Origin of the sequence: Rathayibacter sp. AY1E8, from assembly GCF_002931415.1 — a bacterium.
GTDB lineage: Bacteria > Actinomycetota > Actinomycetes > Actinomycetales > Microbacteriaceae > Rathayibacter.
Window position 1 is genome coordinate 1 of sequence record NZ_PSVI01000047.1, and the last position, 22,522, is coordinate 22,522.

Sequence of the window (22,522 nt, forward strand, 5' to 3'; positions counted from 1 at the left end):
CGCTCCGCCACGGGGGACGCCTCCGCTCTGGGAGAGCTCGTCGACCGCTTCGGCGGCCTCGTCTCGGCGTGCGTCGGCACGGTCCAGGCCGACCCGGCCGGCCGCGACCGGCTCTGCACCGACGTCTTCACCGCCGTCTGGCGCCGCTCCCGCGAGGGCGCCCGCTCGCCGGAGCCCGTGCTCTGGGTGCTCGAGGTCCTCTGCGAGACCCTCGGCACCGCGCACGAGCTCGCCCGGCGGCCGCTCGGCAGCGGCCTGCTCGCCCTCGACTGCCCGGACCGCGAGCTCCTGCTGCTGGCTGCGGCCGGCGGCTTCTCGCAGGCCGAGATCTCGGCGCTGACCGGGATCGACGAGTTCCGGCTGCGCTCGATCCTCCGGAACGCGCTCGAGACGCTCCAGGGCCGCGACAGCGATCTTCTGACGGCCTGACCGCCGGAGCCGTCGCGGGAGTAAAGTTGAGTCCGTCGAACTCAACTTTCGAGCCACGGAGGAGACCACCATCATGCAGGCCGGTCGGATGCCCCAGCAGGACGAGAAGTCCGCACTCGAGCAGTACGGCGTCAACCTGACCGCCATCGCGGCGAGCGGCAAGCTCGACCCGGTGATCGGGAGGGACGCCGAGATCCGGCGCGTCAGCCAGGTGCTCACGCGCCGCACCAAGAACAACCCCGTCCTCATCGGCGAGCCCGGCGTCGGCAAGACCGCCGTCGTCGAGGGGCTCGCCCAGCGGATCGTCGCGGGCGACGTCGCCGAGAGCCTCAAGGGCAAGCAGCTCGTCAGCCTCGACCTCTCGGCCCTGATCGCCGGAGCGAAGTACCGCGGCGAGTTCGAGGAGCGGCTGAAGGCCGTGCTCCAGGAGATCGAGGAGTCCGACGGCCGGATCATCACCTTCATCGACGAGCTGCACACGCTGATGGGCGCGGGCGGCGGCGAGGGATCGGTGGCGGCCGCGAACATGCTCAAGCCCATGCTGGCGCGCGGCGAGCTGCGGATGATCGGCGCGACGACGCTCGACGAGTACCGCCAGTACATCGAGAAGGACGCCGCTCTCGAGCGCCGCTTCCAGCAGGTCTTCGTCGGCGAGCCGACCGTCGAGGACACCGTGGCGATCCTCCGCGGGCTGAAGGAGCGCTACGAGGCGCACCACAAGGTGGCGATCGCCGACTCCGCCCTGGTCGCCGCCGCGTCGCTCTCGAACCGCTACATCACCTCCCGCCAGCTGCCGGACAAGGCGATCGACCTGATCGACGAGGCCGCGTCGCGGCTGCGCATGGAGATCGACTCCGCTCCCGTCGAGATCGACGAGCTGCGCCGCTCCGTCGACCGGCTGAGGCTCGAGGAGCTGGCGCTGAAGAAGGAGAAGGACGAGGCCTCGAAGGCGCGGCTCGAGAAGCTGCGCGAGGACCTGGCCCGCCGCGGCGCCCAGCTCGAGGAGCTGCAGGAGCGCTGGGAGCGCGAGCGCGCCTCCCTCAACCGCGTCGGCGAGCTCAAGAACCGGCTCGACGCCCTGCGGATCGCCGCCGAGCGCGCGCAGCGCGAGGGGAAGCTCGAGCGCGCGTCGAAGCTGCTCTACGGCGACATCCCGGTGATCGAGCGCGAGCTCGCGGCCGCCGAGGCGGAGGAGGAGCCGGCCGAGGGCCGCATGGTCAACGAGCAGGTGACGGCCGACGACATCGCCGCGGTGATCGCCGCCTGGACGGGGATCCCCGTCGGGCGTCTCCTGCAGGGCGAGACCGAGAAGCTGCTGCACCTCGAGACCGAGCTGCACCGCCGACTGATCGGCCAGGACGAGGCGGTGTCGGCCGTCGCGGACGCGGTGCGCCGCACCCGCGCGGGCATCTCCGACCCCGACCGGCCGACCGGCTCCTTCCTCTTCCTCGGGCCGACCGGCGTCGGCAAGACCGAGCTGGCGAAGGCGCTCGCCGACCACCTCTTCGACGACGAGAAGGCGATGGTCCGCATCGACATGTCGGAGTACGGCGAGAAGTTCGCCGTCTCGCGGCTGGTCGGCGCCCCTCCCGGCTACATCGGCTACGAGCAGGGCGGCCAGCTCACGGAGGCGGTCCGCCGCCGCCCGTACTCGGTGGTGCTCCTCGACGAGATCGAGAAGGCGCACCCCGAGGTGTTCGACGTCCTGCTCCAGGTGCTCGACGACGGCCGGCTCACCGACGGCCAGGGGCGGACGGTCGACTTCCGCAACACGATCCTCATCCTCACCTCCAACCTGGGGTCGCAGTTCCTCGTGGACCCGGCGCTGTCGCGGCCGCAGAAGGAGGAGGCGGTCCAGCAGATGGTGCGCCAGGCCTTCAAGCCCGAGTTCGTGAACCGGCTCGACGACATCGTGATCTTCGACGCGCTCGACCGCACCGAGCTCGGCGAGATCGTGTCGCTGTACGTCGACCGGTTGTCGAGGAGGCTCTCGGAGCGACGGCTCGACCTGGCGGTGACGCCCGCGGCCCGCGGGTGGCTGGCCGAGCGCGGCTACGACCCGCAGTACGGCGCGCGGCCGCTGCGCCGGCTGATGCAGCGGGCGATCGACGACCAGCTGGCGACGGCGCTGCTCGGCGGCACGGTGCGCGACGGGGACGTGGTGCTGGTGGACGTGGCGCCGGACGGCGAGAGCCTGTCGGTGACGGCCGGGATGCCCGCGTCGGACTGACCGGGGTGCTCAACCCCTGTCGCGAGTCCGACGTCTGCGTTCTCGCAGGGGGACGCGAGAGTAGCGCGCGGGCGGTGACGGGAGGTCCCTCCACAGGGCGCTCGCGGGCGGTACTCGTTCACAGTGGTGGGATCCGCGGGCCGCGCGTCCGGCGGGCTCCGTAGCGTCGGCGGCATGTCCTTCGAAACGCCCGGCCCCCGGATGGCCGACCTCCCTCCCGAGGAGAGGCCGAGGGAGCGCCTCCGCGCCTACGGACCGGAGGCGCTCACCGACGCCGAGACCCTCGCCGTGCTCATCGGGGCCGGCGTCCGCGGCGCCAACGCGACCGTCGTCGCGCAGCGCCTCCTCGCGCGCTTCGGCGGCATCGACGCCGTCGCCCGGGCCGGGGTGGCCGATCTGATGCGGCACCGCGGAGTCGGCGAGGTCGCCGCCTGCCGCCTGGTCGCCTCCTTCGAGCTGCGGCGGAGGATGAACCGCGCCTCGCGCGCCGCCCGCGTGACCGACGCCGCCGGCCTGGCCGGGCTCGTCGCTCCGCTGCTGGCCGCCCGGCCGGTCGAGACCGTGCTGGCGGTGGCGCTCGCCGAGTCCGGAGCCGTCCGCGACGTCCTGACGCTGGCCGACGGAGCCCCGGCGCACGCCGAGATCCCCGTCGCCGCCGTGCTCGCCGAGGTGCTGGCGCGCGGCGCGGCGGGCATCGGCCTGGCGCACAGCCACGCGGGCGAGGCCGTGGTGCTCCCCTCCGACCGTGCGGCGACGCGGGCGATCGCCGACGGGGCAGAGGCGTGCGGCCTGCGGTTCCTCGCGCACGTCGTGATCGGGCGCGACGGCTGGGCGGAGGCGCAGCCGTGACGCGGCGCAGGGCTGCTGCGGGGCCCCTCCGTTCCGGCAGGACGCCTCCCGCCCGGCGCCGGACCGCCCCCGACCGCGCTCCGGCTCTCCACCCGGGCCGCGTCGGCGCGCGTTCGTGCAAGCCCCCGCCTCTCCGGCGCCCGCGGCCGGTCGCGGGCGTACCGTGGACGCCGACCCCATCCCCCTCCCGACCAGGAGCACCCATGCGAGCAACACTCATCCACGGCGAGCGCGACATCCGACTCGAGGAGGTCCCCGACCCGCAGCTCTCGACGGGGCGCGACGCGATCGTCCGCGTCACCGCGGCCTGCGTCTGCGGCTCGGACCTGTGGCCCTACCGCGGCGTCACGCCCACCAAGGAGGCGCACCGCATCGGCCACGAGTTCGTCGGCGTCGTCGAGGAGATCGGCGACGACGTGCACGACGTCGCGGTCGGCGACTTCGTGATCGCCCCGTTCTACGTCTGCGACGGCACCTGCGCGAACTGCGCCAACGGCGTCTCCACCTCGTGCCTCACCGGCGGCTGGTGGGGCGCCGAGGTCCGCGAGGAGGGCTTCGCGGACGGCGCCCAGGGCGAGAAGGTGCGCGTGCCCCTCGCCGACGGCACGCTCTTCCGCGTGGGCATCGATCCGGATCCGGCGCTCATCCCCAGCCTGCTCACCCTCGCCGACGTGATGGGGACCGGCCACCACGCCGCGGTCTCGGCCGGCGTCACCGCGGGCTCGACCGTCGCGGTCGTCGGCGACGGCGCGGTCGGCCTCTGCGCCGTCCTGGCGGCCAAGCGCCTCGGCGCGACCACGATCATCGCGATGTCGCGGCACGAGTCGCGGCAGAACCTCGCCCGACGCTTCGGGGCGACCCACATCGTCGAGACCCGCGGCGACGAGGGCGTCGCGCGCGTCCGCGAGCTGACCGGTGGGATCGGCGCCGACTGCGTGCTCGAGTGCGTCGGCACCAAGGAGTCGATGCAGCAGGCCCTCGACTCCGCCCGCCCCGGCGGCATGGTCGGCTACGTCGGCGTCCCCAACGGAGGCCCCGAGCTGCCCGTCCGCCAGATGTTCGGCTCGAACGTGGGCGTCAACGGCGGAGTCGCGCCGGTCCGCGGCTACATGGCCGAGCTGCTGCCCGACGTGCTCAGCGGCGCGATCGAGCCCGGTCTGGTCTTCGACCTCGAGCTGCCCCTCGAGGAGATCGCCGAGGCGTACGCCGCCATGGACGAGCGCCGCGCGATCAAGACCCTCGTGCGTCCGTAGTCCCGCGGAGGGGCGCCGGCACGGCCGCGAGGAGTAGCCTCCCGCGCATGACCGCGTCAGCCCGCACCGCCGCGACGGCGCCCCTCTTCCACCCCGACCTCGCGCTCGGCCGCTTCCTCCCGCCGATCGCCCTCGGCCCGCGACTGCTGCGCCTCGCCACGCGACGCGCCGCCGAGGGAGGCGAGGCCCCGCCCGACATCGTGGTCGACGACGTCGAGATCACCGTCGCCGGAGCCGCTCCCGTCCGGGCCCGCAGCTACCGGCCGCGCATCCTCCGCGGTACCGCTCCCGCGCTCCTCTGGGTGCACGGCGGCGGCATGGTGCTCGGCAGCCACCTCCAGGACGAGGCGTCCTGCATCGACTTCGCCCGCACCCTGGGCATCACGGTCGTCTCCGTCGACTACCGCCTCGCGCCCGCGCATCCGGCCCCGGCTGCCGTCGAGGACGTGCTGGCCGCGTTCGACTGGCTCGTCGAGCACGCGCAGGAGCGCGGCGTCGACCCGGCGCGCATCGCCGTCGGAGGCGCGAGCGCGGGCGGCGGCATCGCCGCGGGTGCGACCCTCCTCGCCCACGACCGCGGAGGAGCGCAGCCCGCGTTCCAGCTGCTCGTCTACCCGATGCTCGACGACCGCACCGTCACCCGGCCCGGTCCTCCTCCTCGCGGAGTCCGCGTCTGGACCCCGGGCAGCAACCGCTTCGGCTGGACCGCCTACCTCGCCGGCGAGCCCGGCGGCCCCGGCGTCACGGCCTACGCCGCCCCCGCCCGCCGCGACGACCTCACGGGCCTGCCGCCGGCCTGGATCGGCGTCGGCGGCCTCGACCTCTTCCACGACGAGGACGTCCGCTACGCCGAGCGCCTGCGCGCGGCCGGAGTGCCGTGCGGGCTCGAGATCGTGGAGGGCGCCTTCCACGGCTTCGACGCCCTGTTCCGCCGGACCGGCGTGGCGAAGCGCTTCTGGGCGGCGCAGGCCGCGGCGCTCGGCGAGGCCCTCCTCGCCTGACCTCCGCGTCGACGCGCCGGGCCGATTCCGTCTCCGGCGCTCGGCACTGCGAGGCTGAGGGGCGACGGCCGCCGCCGTCCGCGCGTCACCCGTGCCGTGCCTGCCGCGCACCCGTCTCCGCCCCGTCGCCCCGCCGCCCCGCCCCGCCCCGTCTCCCGGAGGACCCATGGACATCGACCGCCTCGCCACCCGCTACGAGATCGCCCTGCCCGCCTGGATCGGCGACGCCCTCCGCGACGTCCCCGAGGTCCTCCCGAGCCTCGAGGACCGGATGGCCCTCGTGCACGCGCTCGCCGACCGCAACTTCCGCGAGGGGAACGGCGGCCCGTTCGCGGCGACCGTCGTCGAGCGCGACTCCGGTCGTCTCGTCTCGGTCGGAGTGAACGTCGTCCTCGGCAGCGGGGTCTCGTCCGGCCCCGCCGAGGTGACGGCGCTCGGTCTCGCGCAGACCGCGCTCGGCACCTGGGACCTCGGCGGCGAGGGCCTCCCCGCGCACGACCTGGTCGTCAACTGGCGCCCGTGCGTGCAGTGCTATGGAGCGACGATGTGGTCGGGGGTGCGCCGGCTGGTCGTCGCGGGCTCCGGCCCCGAGCTCGAGGAGATCAGCACCTTCGACGAGGGGCCGATGCGCGAGGACTGGGCCGCGCAGTTCGAGGCCCGCGGCATCGAGGTCGTCGACGGCGTGCTCCGCGACGAGGCCCTCGACGTGTTCCGCGCCTACCGCGCCTCCGTCGACTCCGGCGAGGTGCTCGTCTACAACGCCCGCGCCGACTCCTGATACCGCGGCGGGTCCGGTCCTCGCATCGGTTCCGCGCCGGACGCACGGGAGCCCCGCCTCAGCGGGGCCCCGTGCGGTCCTGAGCTGCCGGCCGCTGGAAGCGGTCAGCGGCGGCTCAGCGCCACCAGTCGTCGAACATCGACAGCGGCACCTGGCGCTTGTGCTCGGTCGCGGCGTACCGCGCCTCGATGGCCTCGGCGACGGCCCGGTCGACCTCGCCGCCCTCGAGGTACGTGTCGAGGTCGGCGTAGGTGAGCCCGAGGTTCGTCTCGTCGGTCTGGCCGGGGTTGTCGTCGAGCAGGTCCGCCGTCGGCGCCTTCTCGTAGAGCCGGGCCGGTGCGTCCAGGTGCTCGAGGAGCGAGCGCCCCTGCCGCTTGGTGAGGCCGGTGAGCGGGAGGACGTCGGCGCCGCCGTCGCCGTACTTCGTGAAGAAGCCGGTGACCGCCTCGGCCGCGTGGTCGGTCCCGACGACGAGCATCCCGGCCTGGCCGGCGATCGCGTACTGCGCGATCATCCGCATCCGCGCCTTCACGTTGCCCTTCACGAAGTCGCTGATCGGCTCGTCGACCGCGTCGCCGAATGCTGCGGCCACGCCGTCGACGCCCTGGTGGATGTCGAAGACGACCTGGCGGTCCGGGCGGATGAACGTGAGGGCGAGCTGGGCGTCCTCCTCGTCGGCCTGCACCTTGTACGGCAGGCGGACCGCGATGAAGGAGGCGTCGCCGCCGCTCGCGCGGACCTGCTCGACCGCGAGCTGGCAGAGGCGCCCGGCGAGGCTCGAGTCCTGGCCGCCGCTGATGCCGAGGACGAGGCCCTTCGCGCCGGTGCTGCGGAGGTAGTCGGCGAGGAATCCGCTGCGCCGTTCGACCTCGACGGCCGGATCGACGGCGGGGGAGACGTGGAGCTCGGAGATGATCTGCTGTTGGACGTCGCGCACGGCTTCACGCTACTCCGGATGCTCCCCGGCGGCCCCTCCTCGCCGCGGACGCGCAGGCTCCCGACGCCTCCCCGAAACAGGGTCCGCCCGCCGCGTCCGACTGGCGCGGCGCCTACCCGCGCTCGGCGACGATGCGGGCGATGCGCGCCGGGACGGTGTCGTCCTGGAGGCTCGTCACGTCTCCGAGCGGGCGGCCGTCGCGGATGTCGCCGAGCAGCCGCCGCATGATCTTGCCGGAGCGGGTCTTGGGCAGATCCGGCACCACCACCACGTCGCGCGGCTTGGCGATCGGACCGATCGCGACCGCCACGTGGTCGCGCAGGAGCGCCGAGAGCGTCGCGCCGAGCGCGGCCCAGTAGGCCGGGTCCTCCTCGGCGCGGTCGACGGCCTCGTCGGAGGGGATGACGAACGCCGCGATCGCCTGGCCGGTCGTCGCGTCGGCGACTCCGACGACTCCGGCCTCGCCGACGGCCGGATGGGCGACGAGGGCCGACTCGATCTCGATCGTGGACAGGCGGTGCCCGGAGACGTTGATGACGTCGTCGACGCGGCCGAGCACCCAGACGTCGCCGTCGGCGTCGTACTTCGCGCCGTCCCCGGAGAAGAACCACCCCTGGGACGCGTAGCGGGCCCAGTAGGAGTCGCGGTACCGCTCCGGGTCGCCCCACACGGTGCGGGCGAGCGCCGGCCCGGTCCGGTCGACCACGAGGTAGCCGCCGGAGCCGTTCGGCACCCGCTCGCCGTGCTCGTCCACCACGAGGACGTCGACCCCGGGCAGGGCTCCGAGAGACGAGCCCGGCTTGAGGGTCGAGACGCCCGGCAGCGGGCACATCACCGCGGCGCCGGTCTCGGACTGCCACCAGGTGTCGACGATCGGGCAGCGTCCGCCGCCGATCGCCTCGTGGAACCAGACCCAGGCCTCGGGGTTGATGGACTCGCCGACGGTGCCGAGCAGGCGCAGGCTCGACAGGTCGTACCGGGCGGGCACACCCTCGGGGAACCAGGTCATCAGCGTCCGGATCAGCGTCGGCGCCGTGTAGTAGACGGTCACCCCGTACCGCTCGATGATCTCGAAGTGCCGGCCGGTGTGCGGGGTGCTCGGGGTGCCCTCGTAGATCACCTGGGTGAGCCCGTTCGAGAGCGGTCCGTAGATCTCGTAGGTGTGCGCGGTGACCCAGGCGAGGTCGGCGGTGCACCAGTGCACGTCGTCCGGCTTCGCGTCGAACACCGCCCAGTGCGTCCAGGAGGCCTGCGTGAGGTAGCCGCCGCTGGTGTGCACCAGCCCCTTGGGCTTCCCGGTCGTGCCGGAGGTGTAGATGATGAACAGCGGCGTCTCGGAGTCGAAGGCCTCGGCCTCGTGGACGTCGCTCTGCGCGTCGACCAGCTCGTGCCACCAGACGTCGCGGCCCGGGGTCCACGGGACGTCGGTCTCACCGGTGCGGCGGACGACGAGGACGTGCTCGATCGACGCGACGCCCTCGACCGCCCGGTCGGCGCTCGCCTTGACCGGCACCGCCGCTCCGCGCCGGAACTGCCCGTCCGTGGTGACCAGGAGCTTCGCGCCGGTGTCCTCCACGCGGAACCGCACCGCCTCGGCGGAGAAGCCGCCGAAGACGAGCGAGTGGATCGCTCCGATCCGCGCGATCGCGAGCGTGATGACGATGGTCTCGGGGATCACCGGGAGATAGACGACGACGCGGTCGCCCTTCCCGATCCCGAGCGCGGTCAGCGCGTTCGCGGCGCGGGAGACCTCGCGCTGGAGCTCGGCGTAGGTGATCGACCGCCGGTCGCCGCGCTCGCCCTCGAAGTGGAGGGCGGTCTTCCCGCCGCGTCCCGCGTCCACGTGGCGGTCGACGCAGTTGACGGCCACGTTCAGCCGTCCGCCCTCGAACCAGGTCGTGCGCGGCACCGAGAGCGAGCCGTCGGGCAGCGGAGCGGCAGGCTCCCAGCTGTGGGCGGTGTGCCACGGCTCCGCCCACTCGAGGCGGCGGGCCGCCTCCTCCCAGAACGCGACCGGATCGGCGGCGGCGCGCGAGTACTCCTCCGCGCCCGCGTTCGCCTGCGCGGCGAAGGCTGCGGGCGGGGGGAACCGGCGGTGCTCGTCGAGCAGGTTGGCGATCGTCCCTCTCACGCTCGGAGCTCCCTCCCCGGCGCTCACGCCCACTTCCTCACGGCGTAGCGCTGGAACACGCCGACGACGGCATCGGTGAGCTTGCCCAGCACGGCCAGCAGGACGATCGCCAGGAACACCCGGTCGATCCGGCCGTTGTTCTGGCTGTCGATGAGGCGGAAGCCGAGGCCCATCGAGGAGGCGATGAGCTCGGAGGCGACCAGGAACAGCCACGACTGGGCGAGCGCGAGGCGCAGCCCGGAGATCACGGAGGGGATCACCGCGGGCAGCTGCACCGTCGTGAAGAGCCGGACGCCCGAGAGGCCGAAGGCGCGGCCCGCCTCGACGAGGTGCCGGTCGACGTGGCCGAGCGCCGTGGCCACCGTGGTGAAGACGGGGAAGAACGCGCCGATCGTGATCAGGGTGATCTTCGACTCCTCGCCGATGCCCATCCAGAGCAGCAGCAGCGGGACCCAGGCCAGCGACGGGACAGCCCGGATCGCGCCGAGCGTCGGTCCGAGGACGACCTCCCAGACGCGGGAGAGCCCGAAGAGTGCGCCGACCACGAGCCCGAGCGCCGAGCCGAGCGCGAACCCGATGAGGACGCGCTGCGTCGAGATGGCGACGTCCTGGCCGAGGTCGCCGCGCTGGGCGAGGTCGACGCCGGCCGCCCAGACCATCGCGGGCGAGGGGAAGACCGCCACCGAGACCATCCCGGTCGTCGTCGCGATCTGCCAGGCGGCGAGCAGCAGCACGGGCAGGATCGCGCCTCCCGCGACGACGAACCACCGTCGCGTGGTGAGCGGGTGGGAGCGGTCCTCGCGGAGGCGGCGCTGGGAGGCCGCGACCGACGGGCCCGCCGTCACGAGTCCGGGCTCACCCGGCATCGGCGCGGACAGCGCGCTCCGGCGCAGCACATCGGCGTCGGTCGCGGTGTCGTCGTCGCGGATCGTCATCGTCGGTCTCCTCGGATCACGGGGTCGGGGGCGGAGGGCCGGACCCTCAGGCGCCGATGGCGCTCGGGTCGGCCGCCGAGGCGTAGGTGTCGTCGAGCAGCGAGTCGAGCGCGTCGTCGACCTGCTGCTGCGAGGCGACGTCGCCGTTCTCGACGAAGATCGGGCCGATCACGGCGAGCACGTCGGTCTGCGCGGAGCCGGGGACGTTGTCGACGTCGAGGTTGCTGCGCTCGGTGATGACCGTCGTCGCCACCGCCACGTCGAGGCCGGCGACGGAGGCGAGGATGCTCGCCGTCTCGTCCTGGTTCTCGAGCGCCCAGGCGCGGGCGTGCTCGTACGCGTTCACGACGGTCTGCGCGAGGTCCGGCTTCTCGGCGAGGAAGCTCTCGGTCGCGTTGAGCAGGCCGTAGGAGTTGAAGTCGACGTTGCGGTAGAGCAGGGTCGCCCCGGCCGCCTCGGCGCCGGCCATGATCGGGTCCAGGCCCGCCCAGGCGTCGACGGAGCCGTTCTGCAGCGCCGCCCAGCCGTCGGCGTGCTGCAGGTTCTGCACCGTCACGTCGCCGATGCCCAGCCCGGCGGCCTCGAGCGCCTGCACCAGGAAGAAGTACGGGTCGGTGCCCTTGGTGGCCGCGATCTGCTTGCCCTCGAGCTGCTCGACCGACGTGATCGCCGAGCCGGCGGGGACGACGAGGGCCGACCACTCCGGCTGCGAGAAGATGTCGATCGTCTTGATCGGCGAGCCGTTCGAGCGGGCGAGCAGCGCGGCGGAGCCGGCGGTGGAGCCGACGTCGATCGCTCCGGCGCGCAGGGCCTCGTTGGCCTTGTTGGAGCCGGCCGACTGCACCCAGGCGACGGTGACCTGCTGCTCGGCGAGGGCGGCCTCGAGCCAGCCCTTCTCCTTGATGACCAGGCTCAGCGGGTTGTACGTCGCGAAGTCGAGCGTGAGCGTGCCGCCCTGAGTTCCTCCGGAGGCGGCGTCGGCGGTCGCGGCCGCCGCTCCTCCTCCGCCCTCGCCCTGCACGCAGCCCGCGAGGAGCGGGACGGCGGCGGCGGTGAGCAGACCGGCGAGAGCGGTGCGGCGGGTGAGCGGGGAGCTGGTGAACGACATGGGGGCCTCGGCTTCGGGGATGCGGTGACAGCGAGTGTGGACGCTGCAGGGGAGGGGCGGTGCGGGGAGGTGCTCGTGCGGTGGAGAGCGGGAGGAGGAGGCGGCTGGGGAGGGAGGTCGTGCCGCCCGGACCGTGCCGCCCGGGTGGAGGGACGCGGGTCGATCCGCCCGGGGTCAGTGCCGCTCGATGCCCAGCCCCGCGAGGAGCTCGGCCCGGTGCTCGGCGAGCTCCGCCGAGCCGCGGTCGCGCGGCCGCGCTCCGGGGACGGTGACGATCCGCTGGATGCGCGAGACGCCTCCGGGCTCGTCGCGCCCGAGGAGCACGATGCGGTCGGCCAGCTGGAGGGCCTCGTCGACGTCGTGGGTGACGAGCAGGATCGTCGCCGGAGCCGCCGCGTGCACGTCGAGCAGCAGGTCCTGCATCCGCAGGCGGGTCAGCGCGTCGAGCGCCCCGAAGGGCTCGTCCAGGAGGAGCACGCCGGGGTTCCGGGCGAGGGCGCGGGCGAGGGAGGCGCGCTGGGCCATCCCTCCGGACACCTCGCGGGGCCGCGAGCGGGCGTGCGCGGTGAGGCCGACCAGCGAGAGCAGCTCGTCGACGGCGGCGCGGGCCGCCGGGCGCGGGGTGCCGCGCGGCAGGCCGAGCGCGACGTTGTCGGCGATGCTCCGCCAGGGCAGCAGCCGCGGCTCCTGGAACGCCACCGCGCAGCGCGGGTCGATGCCGGAGACGGGGGCGCCGTCGATGAGGACGGACCCCTCGGAGGCGGTGTCCAGGCCCGCCGCGATGCGCAGCAGCGTGGACTTGCCGCAGCCGCTCGGGCCGAGGATCGCGATGACCTCGCCCGCGGCGGCCTCGAGCGTCACGTCCGTCAGCACGGGGGACCCGGGCGCGAAGGTGCGGCCGACCCCCTCGAAGCGCACGGGGAACGCCGACTGGCCGAGCTCGGCGTCGAAGGCCAGGCTCGTGCGGGCGGCGGGGGTGGCGGGCATGTCTCTCCGGGCAGCGGGACGGGCGGGCGGATCGTCCGATCGTACGGAGAGGCTCCCGGCGGCACAGCGGGGACCGACACGGGGAGTAACACAGGGGGTGGGACGCGGAAGGCCTCCCCGGTCCGCGGACGGGGGAGGCCTTCCGCCGGAGGGCTACGCCTGGACGAGCACGAGCTCCTCGAGGGGCAGGCGGGTGCGCGGCGCGGTCTCGCGCTCGCGGAGGGTCTCGTTCGCCAGCGCGTCGGCGTCGGCCGCGACTCCCACCGCGGCGATCGTCACCGGGTCGAAGCGCTCGTCGACGCCGAACGCGGCGCGGACGGCGTCCTTGTCGAAGCCGGCCATCTGGTGCACGTGCAGGCCCTCGTGGTGCGCCTGGACGCTGAGGTGGGCGATCGACTGGCCGAGGTCGTAGACGGCCCAGGGGCGCGGCTTCCCCTCGGAGTCGACGGTCTCGGCCAGCGCGACGACCAGGACGGCGGCGGAGCCAGCCCAGGCGCCGTTGAAGCCGGCGAGCGTCGCGACGATGCGGTCGAACCCGTCGGTTCCGCGGCGGGCGACGATGAAGCGCCACGGCTGCGAGTTGCTGGCGGACGGGGACCAGCGCGCGGCCTCGAGGAGGGACGCGAGGGTCTCGTCGGAGACGGTCGCGGACGCGTCGTAGGAGCGGGGGCTCCAGCGCTCCGCGAGGACGTCGAGGATCGGGGCGCTGGTGCTGGCGGTGCGGGAGGCGGTGGCGGACATCGCGGGGCTTCTTCCGTGCGGGGGACTGGGGGAGGGGCTCCGTCGCCCGTGGAGCCCAACCGTCCCCGCCCCGCGGGCATTCCCGCGCGCGCACGGCAGGCGCCCGCACGCGCGTTCGCCCACGGAGGAGCGGGCCGCCTCCGAGCCCCGGAACGGTACGGTGGGAGACGGCGTGGTCACCCCGCGCACCACCATCCACGACTCTGGAGGATCATCCATGGCCCAGCACTTCGACGTCGTCGTCCTGGGGGCAGGCCCCGGCGGATACGTGGCCGCGATCCGCGCCGCCCAGCTCGGCAAGTCCGTCGCCGTCGTCGAGAAGCAGTACTGGGGCGGTGTCTGCCTCAACGTCGGCTGCATCCCGTCCAAGGCGCTGCTGCGCAACGCGGAGCTCGCCCACCTCTTCCACACCCAGGCGAAGCAGTTCGGCATCTCGGGCGACGTCTCGTTCGACTTCGGCGCGGCGTTCGACCGCAGCCGCTCGGTCGCGGACGGCCGCACCAAGGGCGTCCACTTCCTGATGAAGAAGAACAAGATCGCCGAGTTCGACGGCGTCGGCTCCTTCACCGGCCCGCAGGGCCTCGACGTGCAGCTGAGCAAGGGCGGCACGGAGTCGCTGACCTTCGACGACGCGATCATCGCGACCGGCGCGAGCGTCCGCCTCCTCCCCGGCGTCGAGCTCTCCGAGAACGTCGTCACCTACGAGACCCAGATCATGACCCGCGAGCTCCCCGACACGATGGCCATCGTGGGCGCGGGCGCGATCGGCATGGAGTTCGCCTACGTCCTCAAGAACTACGGCGTCGACGTGACGATCATCGAGTTCATGGACCGCGCCCTCCCCAACGAGGACCCGGACGTCTCCAAGGAGATCCAGAAGCAGTACAAGAAGCTCGGCGTCGAGATCCTGACCTCGACCAAGGTCGAGTCGGTCGTCGACAAGGACGGCTACGTCACGGTCACCTACACCGCGAAGGACGGCACGCAGTCGACCCTCGAGGTCGACAAGGTGCTCATGTCGATCGGCTGGGTCCCCCGCACCGAGGGCTTCGGCCTCGAGAAGACGGGTGTCGAGCTCACCGAGCGCGGCGCGATCGCGATCGACGACCACATGCGCACCAACGTGCCGCACATCTACGCCATCGGCGACGTCACCGCGAAGCTGCAGCTCGCGCACGTCGCGGAGGCGCAGGGCGTCGTCGCCGCCGAGACCCTCGCCGGTGCCGAGACCCAGACCCTGGGCGACTACCGGATGATGCCGCGCGCGACGTTCTGCCAGCCGCAGATCGCCTCCTTCGGCCTCACCGAGAAGCAGGCGACGGACGAGGGACACGAGATCACCGTCTCGACCTTCCCCTTCATGGCGAACGGCAAGGCCCACGGCCTCGGCGAGCCCACCGGCTTCGTGAAGCTCATCGCGAGCAAGAAGTACGGCGAGCTCCTCGGCGCCCACATGATCGGCCCGGACGTCTCGGAGCTGCTCCCCGAGCTCACGCTCGCCCAGAAGTGGGACCTCACCGCGACCGAGCTGGCCCGGAACGTGCACACCCACCCGACGCTGTCGGAGGCGCTGCAGGAGGGCTTCCACGGCCTCAAGGGGCACATGATCAACATGTAGGGCTCGTCCCTCCACGGCCTCCGGCCCGCAGGATCCCGCCGGCTCGTCCGCGGCGGATCCTGCGGGCCGGAGCCGTTTCCGGGGGCGTCCACAGGGCTCCGGCGCCGCTCCCGCTACCGTGGCCCGATGGATCCGCGCCTGCTCGACCGCCTCGCCGCCGACGCCTGGCCCGCGCTCGTGCGGCGCCCCCTCGGCGCGTGGGAGCTGCGCGCCTCCGCAGGAGTCACCAAGCGCGCGAACTCGGTGCTCGCGTCCGGCGACGTCGTCGACCAGGAGGCGGCGCTCGACGCGGCGGAGGCGTTCGCCCGCGAGCACGGGATCGCGCCCCTCGTGCAGATCGGGCCGCCGAGCCCCGCCGGTCTGACCGGGCTGCTCGCCGAGCGGGGCGCCGTGCCGATCGACCGGACGCTCGTGCTGACGGGTTCGGTGCAGGAGGCGCTCGCCGCCCTGTCCACGACGTCGGTATCCGCGCCGTCGGTATCCGCGCCGCCGATATCCGCGCCGCCGATATCCGCGCCGCGGCCTCGCGTCCGGCTCGCCCCGGCTCCCGACGAGGACTGGCTCGCCCTCTGGTGGTCGGTGGACGGTCGCGGTGGAGCGGAGGAGCGCGCGGTCGCCGAGCGCATCCTCGCGGGCTGCCCCTCCTCCTACGCGCTCGCCGTCGACGGGGACGGCCCGGCCGCGACCGGCCGCCTCGCGCTCGTCACGGCGCCGGACGGCGAGCTCTGGGGCGGCCTCTTCGCGCTGGCGACCCGGCCGGACGCCCGGCGCCGCGGGCTCGCCTCCGCCGTGATCCGCGCCCTCCTCGAGGACGCGTCCGGCCGGGGCGTCGCGCGCTTCTGGCTCCAGGTGCTCGCCGAGAACGTCGGCGCCCGCCGCCTCTACGCGTCCCTCGGCTGCCGCGAGTCGTCCTGGTACGAGTACTGGCGCTGACCCGCTCGCGGAGGAGGAGCGGGGTGCCCGGGTCAGGCGTTCGCGAGCACGGCGCGGGCGACGGCCTCGGCCTTCGCCGCGTCGCCGGTGACGGTCACGCGCCACCACACGTCGTCGGCGAGCGCGTCGATCTCGCAGACGCCCGCCGCGCAGCCGGTGAGGGCCTTCTCGCCGAAGCCGTCGAGCGGCTCGAGCGGGATCGCCAGGCCCGAGGTCAGCGAGAGGTTCCGCCAGCCGTCGTCGCCGTTCGGGAGCGCGTCGACCGTCACGCCCGAGTAGGCGGCGCTGGAGGCGTCGCTCCAGCTGCAGGAGGCGTACCCGGCCCGGGCGGCGGCAGCGGCCGACGCGGTGGTCGGCGTCCCGGTCCCCGTCCCCGCGGTCGCCTGCGCGAGACCGGCGGCACCGGACAGCTGCTCGGCCGTCAGGACCTCGGTGCAGACGGGCGCCGTCGCGGTGACCGGCTCGTCGAGGCTGCCGAGCGCGGCGGAGGCGGTGCCGGTCGCCAGCGCGGCGAGGTCGACCGCCGCGGGGGCGCCGCGCAGCTGCAGCGTCACCCAGGTGGAGCCAGCGAGCAGGTCCAGGTCGCAGCTGCCGTCGGTGCAGGAGCCGTAGGCCTCGACGCCGGTCTCGAGGCGCGGGCCCGGACGGCCGGCGAAGGCCTCGGCGGCGTCTTCGACCGCCGCCGCGGTGATCGAGGCGTCCTCGTCGTACCAGGCGCAGCGGAGCGCTCCGCCGTTCTCCTCCGCGGCCTCGCGGATCAGCTCGCCCGAGGAGCGCGTCGTCACCTCGCGGCTGCCCTCGAGAGCGCTGCGGGAGACCCCCAGCGCCGAGGCCGCCCGCGTGGCGGGGAGGAGGGAGTCGCAGCCCAGGCGGGTCGAGGCCGTGGGCGAGGGCGTCGGAGTCGCGGAGGGGGTCGGAGCGGCGGTCTCGGACGCCGACGGGGTGGCCGCGACGTCCGAGCGCTCGGCCGTCGTGCAGCCCGTCAGCGCGACGAGCACGGCGAGCGCGGCGCCGACCGTCGCCAGGCGCGGGAGGCGGGCCCTCACGCGGCCAGCTCGCGCTCGATCGCGGCCGTGAACGCGTCGATGTCGTCCTCCGTCGTGTCGAAGGAGCAGACCCAGCGGACCTCGCCGGTCGCCGGGTTCCAGTCGTAGAAGCGGTAGGCGGTGCGGAGCCGGTCCGCGACTCCGGGCGGCAGCGTCGCGAACACCGCGTTGGCCTGGGTCTGCTGCGTGAACTCGAGCCCGGTGATCCGGCCGGCGGCGATCGCCTCCTCGAGCCCCGAGCGCAGGCGCGCCGCCATGGCGTTCGCGTGCCGGGCCGAGCGGAGCCACAGGGGCTCCTCCTCGCCGCCGTCGCCGAGCAGGGCGAGCAGCTGCGCCGAGATGAAGCGCATCTTGGAGGACAGCTGCATGTTGGTCTTGCGGAGGAAGGTCAGCCCGGTCGAGGCCGCCGGGTCGAGCACGACGATCGCCTCGCCGAGCAGGATGCCGTTCTTGGTGCCGCCGAACGAGAGCACGTCGACGCCTGCGTCGGTCGTGAAGGAGCGCAGGGGCAGGCCGAGGGCGGCCGCGGCGTTCGCGATGCGCGCCCCGTCCATGTGCAGCCGCATGCCGAGGCCGTGCGCGTGGTCGGCGAGCGCGCGCACCTCCTCGGGGGTGTAGACGGTGCCGAGCTCGGAGGACTGGGTGATCGAGACCACGAGCGGCTGGGCGCGGTGCTCGTCGCCGAAGCCCCACGCCTCCTGGTCGACCAGCGCCGGGGTCAGCTTGCCGTCGGGCGTGGGGACCGTGAGGATCTTGATCCCGCCGACCTTCTCGGGCGCTCCGCCCTCGTCGGAGGTGATGTGCGCGGTGCCCGCCGAGACGACGGCGCCCCACCGCGGCAGCATCGACTGCAGGCCGGTGACGTTGGCGCCCGTGCCGTTGAAGACGGGGAAGGCCTGGGCCTGCTCGCCGAACTCGCGGCGGAACGCCTCCTGCAGGCGCTCGGTGTAGACGTCCTCGCCGTAGGCGATCTGGTGCGCTCCGTTGGCCGCGGCGATCGCGGCGAGGACCTCGTCGTGCACTCCGGAGTAGTTGTCGGAGGCGAAGCCGCGGACGTCGGGATCGTGCAGAGCGCTCATCCCTCCATCTTCGCAGCCCGCCGCCCGGAGGAGCCCCGGAGGCGCCCGCCGAGACACCCCTCCTGCCTCCCGCATGTTTCGGGCAGGTGAACGGACGACGACCCGAAAGCCGATCTCCGTCAAGAAGTTGGTATCGGCTGGGAGGCAGGCCACTCTTGACGTATGCGCATGGACACGACGGGAGCCGTCCGCGACATGCCCGCCCCTCCCGGGGTGGACGAGATCGCGGCTCGCTTCGGCGATCCCGTCCTCGCGTTCGCGCCCCAGCCGAGGCTGGAGGAGTTCGCCGCGGCGCAGACGATGGCGCTCGGCCGCTTCGTCGAGATCTCGCTCTCGTACTCGTTCTACAAGAACCCGCGCAACCGCGCCGACCCCGTCAACCACGTCCCGCTGACCCCCGAGCAGAAGCGCGCGATCGAGCGCGCCGAGAACGACCACCTGCCGCCGTGGATGGTCGACCAGGTGACGCGGATGCGGTACCCGGTGCTCTGGGAGGCGGTCCGCACCTCCGTGCCGATCCCCGCCGAGCGCAGCCGGCCCCTGGAGTCCCGCCTCGCGGCCCACATGGGCGACGTGCTCCGCAACACCTTCCCGGGCCGCGTGCGCAGCCGCCGCGGCGGGATGCCGGTGGTCGCCGCCGCCCTCCGCGACGAGGACGTCGTACGCGGCGTCCCGGTGATCGTGGACGGGGAGGCGCTGCGCGGCTACCGCGTGGACACCGACCCGGACGTGGTCGCGATCGGCGCCCGCGTCGACGGCCGCTACATGACGGTCGTGCTCGACCGGAAGATCGTGCCGGAGATCCGGATGGAGTTCGTCCGCCGCACCCCGCCGCGCCCGGCCTCGAGCCAGCCCCGGCGCTGACCGCCCGGCCGACCGCTCAGGGGCGCCCCGGCACCGCGATCCCGTGCTCGTAGGCGAACACGACCGCCTGGATCCGGTCGCGCACGCCGAGCTTCATCAGGATCTTCGAGACGTGCGTCTTCACGGTCGCCTCGCCCACGAACAGCTCGGCCGCGATCTCGGCGTTCGACCAGCCCCGCGCCAGGTGCACGAGCACCTCCCGCTCGCGTTCCGTCAGGTCGGCCACTGCGGAGTGCTCGGCCGCGGCCGGCGTGTGCTCGGGCACGGACGCGAACCGCTCGATCACGCGCCGGGTGACGTCGGGGGCGAGCATCGCGTCGCCGCGGGCGACCACCTGCACGGCCTCGACCAGCTCCTCCGGCGACGCGTTCTTGAGCAGGAACCCGCTGGCGCCGGCCGAGAGCGCCTCGAAGAGGTAGTCGTCGCGGTCGAAGGTGGTGAGGATGAGCACCCGCGAGCACAGGCGCGGGTCGGCCACGATCTCGCGGGTCGCGGCCAGGCCGTCGAGCCCGGGCATCTGCACGTCCATGCAGATCACGTCGGGGCGCAGCTCGGAGGCGCGCTGCAGGGCCTCGAGCCCCGTGCGGGCCTCGCCGACCACCTCGATCCCCGGCTCCGACTCGAGGATGATGCGGAAGCCCACGCGGACGAGCTCCTGGTCGTCGACGAGCAGCACGCGCACGTGCTCGGTCATGGGCGGCCCCCGCTCGCTCGCTCCTGACGCCCCCGCGACGTCTCCGACGACGGTACCGGGTCGTCGGCGTCCGGCACGCTCGCCCGGACGGGGGACAGCGGCACCCGGGCGTGCACGAGGTACCCTCCGCCCCTCGGCCCCATCTCGATCCAGCCGCCGACCGCGGCCGCGCGCTCGCTCATGCCGGTGTGCCCCAGTCCGCAGGAGGCGGGAGCGCTCGGGTGCGGGCCGGACCCGCCGTCGTCGGCGATCTCGAGCTCGACCGCGTCGGGGGCGTAGCGGAGGCGCACCTCGGCGTGCGCGCCGCGCCCCGCGTGCTTGCGGACGTTCGTGAGCGACTCCTGCGCGATGCGGTAGAGGCTGAGCCCCACCGTCGCGGGGATCTCGCGGGGCGTGCCGAGGGTGAGGAAGACGGTGGGCAGGCCCGACCCGCTGGACGCCGCGACCAGCTCCTCGAGCTGGGCCACGCCGCGGGTGGACGCGGCGTCGGTGAGCGGATTCGGAACCGCGTCCTCGGCGCGCAGCGCGACCAGGATGCGGTGCAGCTCCTCGATCGCCGAGCGCGCGTCGCCCTCGATGGCGCTGAGCGAGGCCGCCGCCCGCTCCGGATCCCGCGCCAGTACCCGCCGCGCCGCTCCCGCCTGCACGCCCATCACGCTGACGTGGTGCGCGACCACGTCGTGCAGCTCGCGCGCGATCCGCAGCCGCTCGGAGGACACGGCCTGCCGCGAGGAGCGCTCCCGCTCGTCGTCGAGCTCGGCCGTGCGCGTCTCGAGCGCCTCCAGCCGGCGGGCCGACTGCCACGACGCCTCGCCGAAGACGTAGGCGCTGCCGAAGTAGAGCAGGTTCGACACGACCGCGAGGGCCGACTCCGCCGCGTAGGGCGAGAGCAGGCCGGGGGAGTCGTCGACCGGCACGGAGCTGCCGAAGTACTCGCCCGTGGCGAGGGTGGTGAGCAGCCAGCCCAGCATCCCGACCGCGATCGCCACTCGGACGACGAGCGCCGTGCGCCGGTTCCGGCCCCACGCGCCGACCGTGTAGAGCGCGAGGAACAGGCAGATCTGGCCGAAGAGCGACTCCGGCACCTGGAGCACGATCCCGAGCGCGTAGACGACGGAGAGCCCGGCCGCCACGCTCGCGGGGAACCGGCGGCGCAGCGCGAGGGGCAGGGTCATCAGGACGGCCCAGTGGGCGCTGACGACGGGGTGCGCCGCGTCCGGGAAGCCCGCCGAGGAGTACAGCGCGACGGAGACGACCGTCGCCACCAGCAGGATCCCCGCGGTGACCGCGTCGCGCACGTATCCGGCCCGGCTCGGCGCTCGCCGGATCCAGCCCGCGTCGAGCGGGTCCGCGGCTCCGTCACCTGAGGGCATGCGCCCCACGCTAACCGACGCCGGTCGGACGGGGCCCCGGGAGGCGGAGGAGCGCACCCCGCCGCCTCCCGGGCGCGACGTCAGTCCCGGCCGGTGATGCCCCGGGTCGAGGCGATGACGTCGCCCATCTTCTTCCCGAGGGCCTCGTAGAACATCGACAGCGGGAACTCGTCGTCCAGCACCGCGTCGGTGAGGCCGCGCGGGGCGCCGAGCAGCACCTCGTCCGGGAGCCCGCGGGCCCAGGCGGAGGCGGGGTGCGGAGTGAGAGTGGCCGCGATCAGCTCGTGCGCGGCCAGCCAGTGCGCCGTCTTCGGCCGGTCGATCGAGCGCCAGTAGAGCTCGTCGATCGCGTCCGAGAGGGCGACGACCACGTCGGCGACGCCGTCCCACTCGAACGCCAGCCGGGTGTCGGTCCAGTGCAGGACGCCGTGCTGGTGCAGCCAGGCGAAGAGCAGCTGGCCGCCGAGGCCGTCGTAGTTGCGCACCCGCGACCCGGTGAGCGGGAAACGGAAGAGCCGGTCGAACAGGATCGCGTACTGCACGAAGCGCGAGCGCTCGGCCAGCGCCTCCTCCTCGTCGTCGCGGCGGTCGAGCGCGCCGAGGCGGCGCTCGATGGCGACGGCCTCGCGGAAGGCGGTGAGGTCGCACCGCAGCTCCTCCAGCGAGTAGAGGAAGAAGGGCATCCGCTGCTTGATCATGAACGGGTCGAACGGCAGGTCGCCGCGCATGTGGGTGCGGTCGTGGATGAGGTCCCACATCACGAAGGACTCCTCCGCCAGGCGCTGGTCGGCCAGCAGGCGCTGCGCGTCCTCCGGGAGCTCGAGACGGGTGATCCGGGCCGCCTCCGTGACGACGCGGCGGAACCGGGCCGCCTCGCGGTCGGCGAAGATCGCGCCCCAGGTGAAGGACGGGACGGAGCGCATCGCGACCGTCTCGGGGAACAGCACGGCGCTGTCGGTGTCGTAGCCGGCGGTGAAGTCGACGAAGCGCACGGGCACGAAGAGGGCGTTGGAGTAGTCCCCCGCCTCCAGCTCGGCGACGAACCGCGGCCAGACGACCTCGACGAGGACGGCCTCGACGTGGCGGTCGCGGCTGCCGTTCTGGGTGTACATGGGGAAGACGACGAGGTGGCGGCGGCCGTCGACGCGCTCGAGCTGCGGCTGGAACGCGGTGAGCGAGTCGAGGAAGTCGGGCAGGCCGAGTCCGCCGGCGCTCCAGCGCTCGAGGTCGACGACCAGCGCGTCGAGGTACGCGGCGTCGTGCGGGAACGCGGGGGCGAGGGTGCGGACGCCGGCGACGATCCGCTCGACGAGGGTGCGCGCCTCCTCGAGCCGCTCGGGCTCGGCGAGCGAGCCGTCCTGGGACTGGAGCGGCTGCAGCGCGGCGGCGGCGGCCTTCAGGTCGAGCCAGGCGGCGGAGTCCTCCACGCGGTCCTCGACGACCTCGGGTTCTCCGACGACGGTGCTCTGCACGGCTTGCGACATGGTGATCCTCCTCACGCTGGTGATACGGGGCTGCAGGAGCGGAACGCGCTCC

Annotated in this window: 20 protein-coding genes; 9 read left to right on the plus strand and 11 right to left on the minus strand. The window is 73.8% G+C overall.

Translation table 11 applies throughout. The annotated features are described in order from the left end of the window. The 6 genes from C5C74_RS17520 to C5C74_RS13070 all read left to right on the plus strand — a co-directional run. On the plus strand, nucleotides 1–429 hold a 429-nt coding region (locus C5C74_RS17520), incomplete at its 5' end, for a sigma-70 family RNA polymerase sigma factor (protein ID WP_104351679.1). An 88-nt stretch (nucleotides 430–517) separates the two neighbouring features. After that, nucleotides 518–2,659: an ATP-dependent Clp protease ATP-binding subunit gene (locus C5C74_RS13050; RefSeq protein ID WP_374952925.1), complete on the plus strand. Its 2,142-nt coding sequence runs from the start codon at nucleotides 518–520 to the stop codon at nucleotides 2,657–2,659. A gap of 174 nt (nucleotides 2,660–2,833) precedes the next feature. After that, entirely contained in the window at nucleotides 2,834–3,508 is a 675-nt protein-coding gene (locus C5C74_RS13055; RefSeq protein WP_104250698.1) for a RadC family protein, read from the plus strand. A 203-nt stretch (nucleotides 3,509–3,711) separates the two neighbouring features. After that, nucleotides 3,712–4,761 carry a zinc-dependent alcohol dehydrogenase family protein gene (locus C5C74_RS13060; protein ID WP_104222823.1) on the plus strand — a complete coding sequence of 350 codons (1,050 nt, stop codon included), beginning with the start codon at nucleotides 3,712–3,714 and terminating at the stop codon, nucleotides 4,759–4,761. Nucleotides 4,762–4,808: 47 nt separating this feature from the next. Further along, entirely contained in the window at nucleotides 4,809–5,762 is a 954-nt protein-coding gene (locus C5C74_RS13065; protein WP_104351680.1) for an alpha/beta hydrolase, read from the plus strand. Nucleotides 5,763–5,928: 166 nt separating this feature from the next. Beyond that, entirely contained in the window at nucleotides 5,929–6,540 is a 612-nt protein-coding gene (locus C5C74_RS13070; protein ID WP_181134707.1) for a nucleoside deaminase, read from the plus strand. Between the two features lie 115 nt (nucleotides 6,541–6,655). Here the strand turns inward: C5C74_RS13070 and nadE are convergent, their stop codons facing one another. From nadE to C5C74_RS13100, 6 genes are all read right to left on the minus strand, one after another. Next, nucleotides 6,656–7,477, minus strand: coding sequence for an ammonia-dependent NAD(+) synthetase (nadE, locus tag C5C74_RS13075; protein WP_104222821.1), 822 nt, complete (start codon nucleotides 7,475–7,477; stop codon nucleotides 6,656–6,658). 112 nt (nucleotides 7,478–7,589) lie between these two features. Next, a complete protein-coding gene (gene acs / locus C5C74_RS13080; RefSeq protein ID WP_104351687.1) occupies nucleotides 7,590–9,608 on the minus strand; it encodes an acetate--CoA ligase in 2,019 nt (672 codons plus the stop codon). Between the two features lie 23 nt (nucleotides 9,609–9,631). Next, complete coding sequence (locus tag C5C74_RS13085; protein ID WP_244229541.1) at nucleotides 9,632–10,543, minus strand: ABC transporter permease; 912 nt, start codon at nucleotides 10,541–10,543, stop codon at nucleotides 9,632–9,634. Between the two features lie 46 nt (nucleotides 10,544–10,589). After that, nucleotides 10,590–11,651, minus strand: coding sequence for an aliphatic sulfonate ABC transporter substrate-binding protein (locus C5C74_RS13090; RefSeq protein ID WP_104327643.1), 1,062 nt, complete (start codon nucleotides 11,649–11,651; stop codon nucleotides 10,590–10,592). Between the two features lie 174 nt (nucleotides 11,652–11,825). After that, nucleotides 11,826–12,638: an ABC transporter ATP-binding protein gene (locus C5C74_RS13095; protein WP_104222820.1), complete on the minus strand. Its 813-nt coding sequence runs from the start codon at nucleotides 12,636–12,638 to the stop codon at nucleotides 11,826–11,828. Between the two features lie 153 nt (nucleotides 12,639–12,791). Further along, on the minus strand, nucleotides 12,792–13,379 hold the full coding sequence (locus C5C74_RS13100; RefSeq protein ID WP_104258177.1) for a nitroreductase family protein: 588 nt from the start codon (nucleotides 13,377–13,379) through the stop codon (nucleotides 12,792–12,794). Between the two features lie 217 nt (nucleotides 13,380–13,596). Between C5C74_RS13100 and lpdA the strand changes: the two genes are divergently transcribed. Together lpdA and C5C74_RS13110 are read left to right on the plus strand one after the other, a co-directional pair. Next, complete coding sequence (gene lpdA / locus C5C74_RS13105; protein ID WP_104222818.1) at nucleotides 13,597–14,997, plus strand: dihydrolipoyl dehydrogenase; 1,401 nt, start codon at nucleotides 13,597–13,599, stop codon at nucleotides 14,995–14,997. A gap of 126 nt (nucleotides 14,998–15,123) precedes the next feature. Then, nucleotides 15,124–15,930: a GNAT family N-acetyltransferase gene (locus C5C74_RS13110; RefSeq protein ID WP_104351681.1), complete on the plus strand. Its 807-nt coding sequence runs from the start codon at nucleotides 15,124–15,126 to the stop codon at nucleotides 15,928–15,930. A 32-nt stretch (nucleotides 15,931–15,962) separates the two neighbouring features. On the opposite strand, the gene C5C74_RS17145 is transcribed toward C5C74_RS13110, so the two are convergent. Both C5C74_RS17145 and C5C74_RS13120 read right to left on the minus strand, forming a co-directional pair. Continuing rightward, the gene (locus C5C74_RS17145) at nucleotides 15,963–16,976 is read right to left on the minus strand and encodes a hypothetical protein (RefSeq protein WP_146083078.1); all 1,014 of its coding nucleotides are present in this window, start codon (nucleotides 16,974–16,976) and stop codon (nucleotides 15,963–15,965) included. Beyond that, nucleotides 16,973–18,055: a low specificity L-threonine aldolase gene (locus C5C74_RS13120; RefSeq protein ID WP_104256598.1), complete on the minus strand. Its 1,083-nt coding sequence runs from the start codon at nucleotides 18,053–18,055 to the stop codon at nucleotides 16,973–16,975. The genes C5C74_RS17145 and C5C74_RS13120 overlap by 4 nt, the downstream gene beginning before the upstream one ends. A gap of 168 nt (nucleotides 18,056–18,223) precedes the next feature. Between C5C74_RS13120 and C5C74_RS13125 the strand changes: the two genes are divergently transcribed. Next, entirely contained in the window at nucleotides 18,224–18,919 is a 696-nt protein-coding gene (locus tag C5C74_RS13125; protein ID WP_104239200.1) for a hypothetical protein, read from the plus strand. 16 nt (nucleotides 18,920–18,935) lie between these two features. On the opposite strand, the gene C5C74_RS13130 is transcribed toward C5C74_RS13125, so the two are convergent. The 3 genes from C5C74_RS13130 to C5C74_RS13140 form a co-directional block, all read right to left on the minus strand. After that, a complete protein-coding gene (locus C5C74_RS13130; RefSeq protein ID WP_104351683.1) occupies nucleotides 18,936–19,613 on the minus strand; it encodes a response regulator transcription factor in 678 nt (225 codons plus the stop codon). Next, nucleotides 19,610–20,986 carry a sensor histidine kinase gene (locus tag C5C74_RS13135; RefSeq protein WP_104234378.1) on the minus strand — a complete coding sequence of 459 codons (1,377 nt, stop codon included), beginning with the start codon at nucleotides 20,984–20,986 and terminating at the stop codon, nucleotides 19,610–19,612. The genes C5C74_RS13130 and C5C74_RS13135 overlap by 4 nt, the downstream gene beginning before the upstream one ends. An 80-nt stretch (nucleotides 20,987–21,066) precedes the next feature. After that, nucleotides 21,067–22,470, minus strand: coding sequence for a DUF6421 family protein (locus tag C5C74_RS13140; RefSeq protein ID WP_104234379.1), 1,404 nt, complete (start codon nucleotides 22,468–22,470; stop codon nucleotides 21,067–21,069). Nucleotides 22,471–22,522 lie beyond the last annotated feature (52 nt).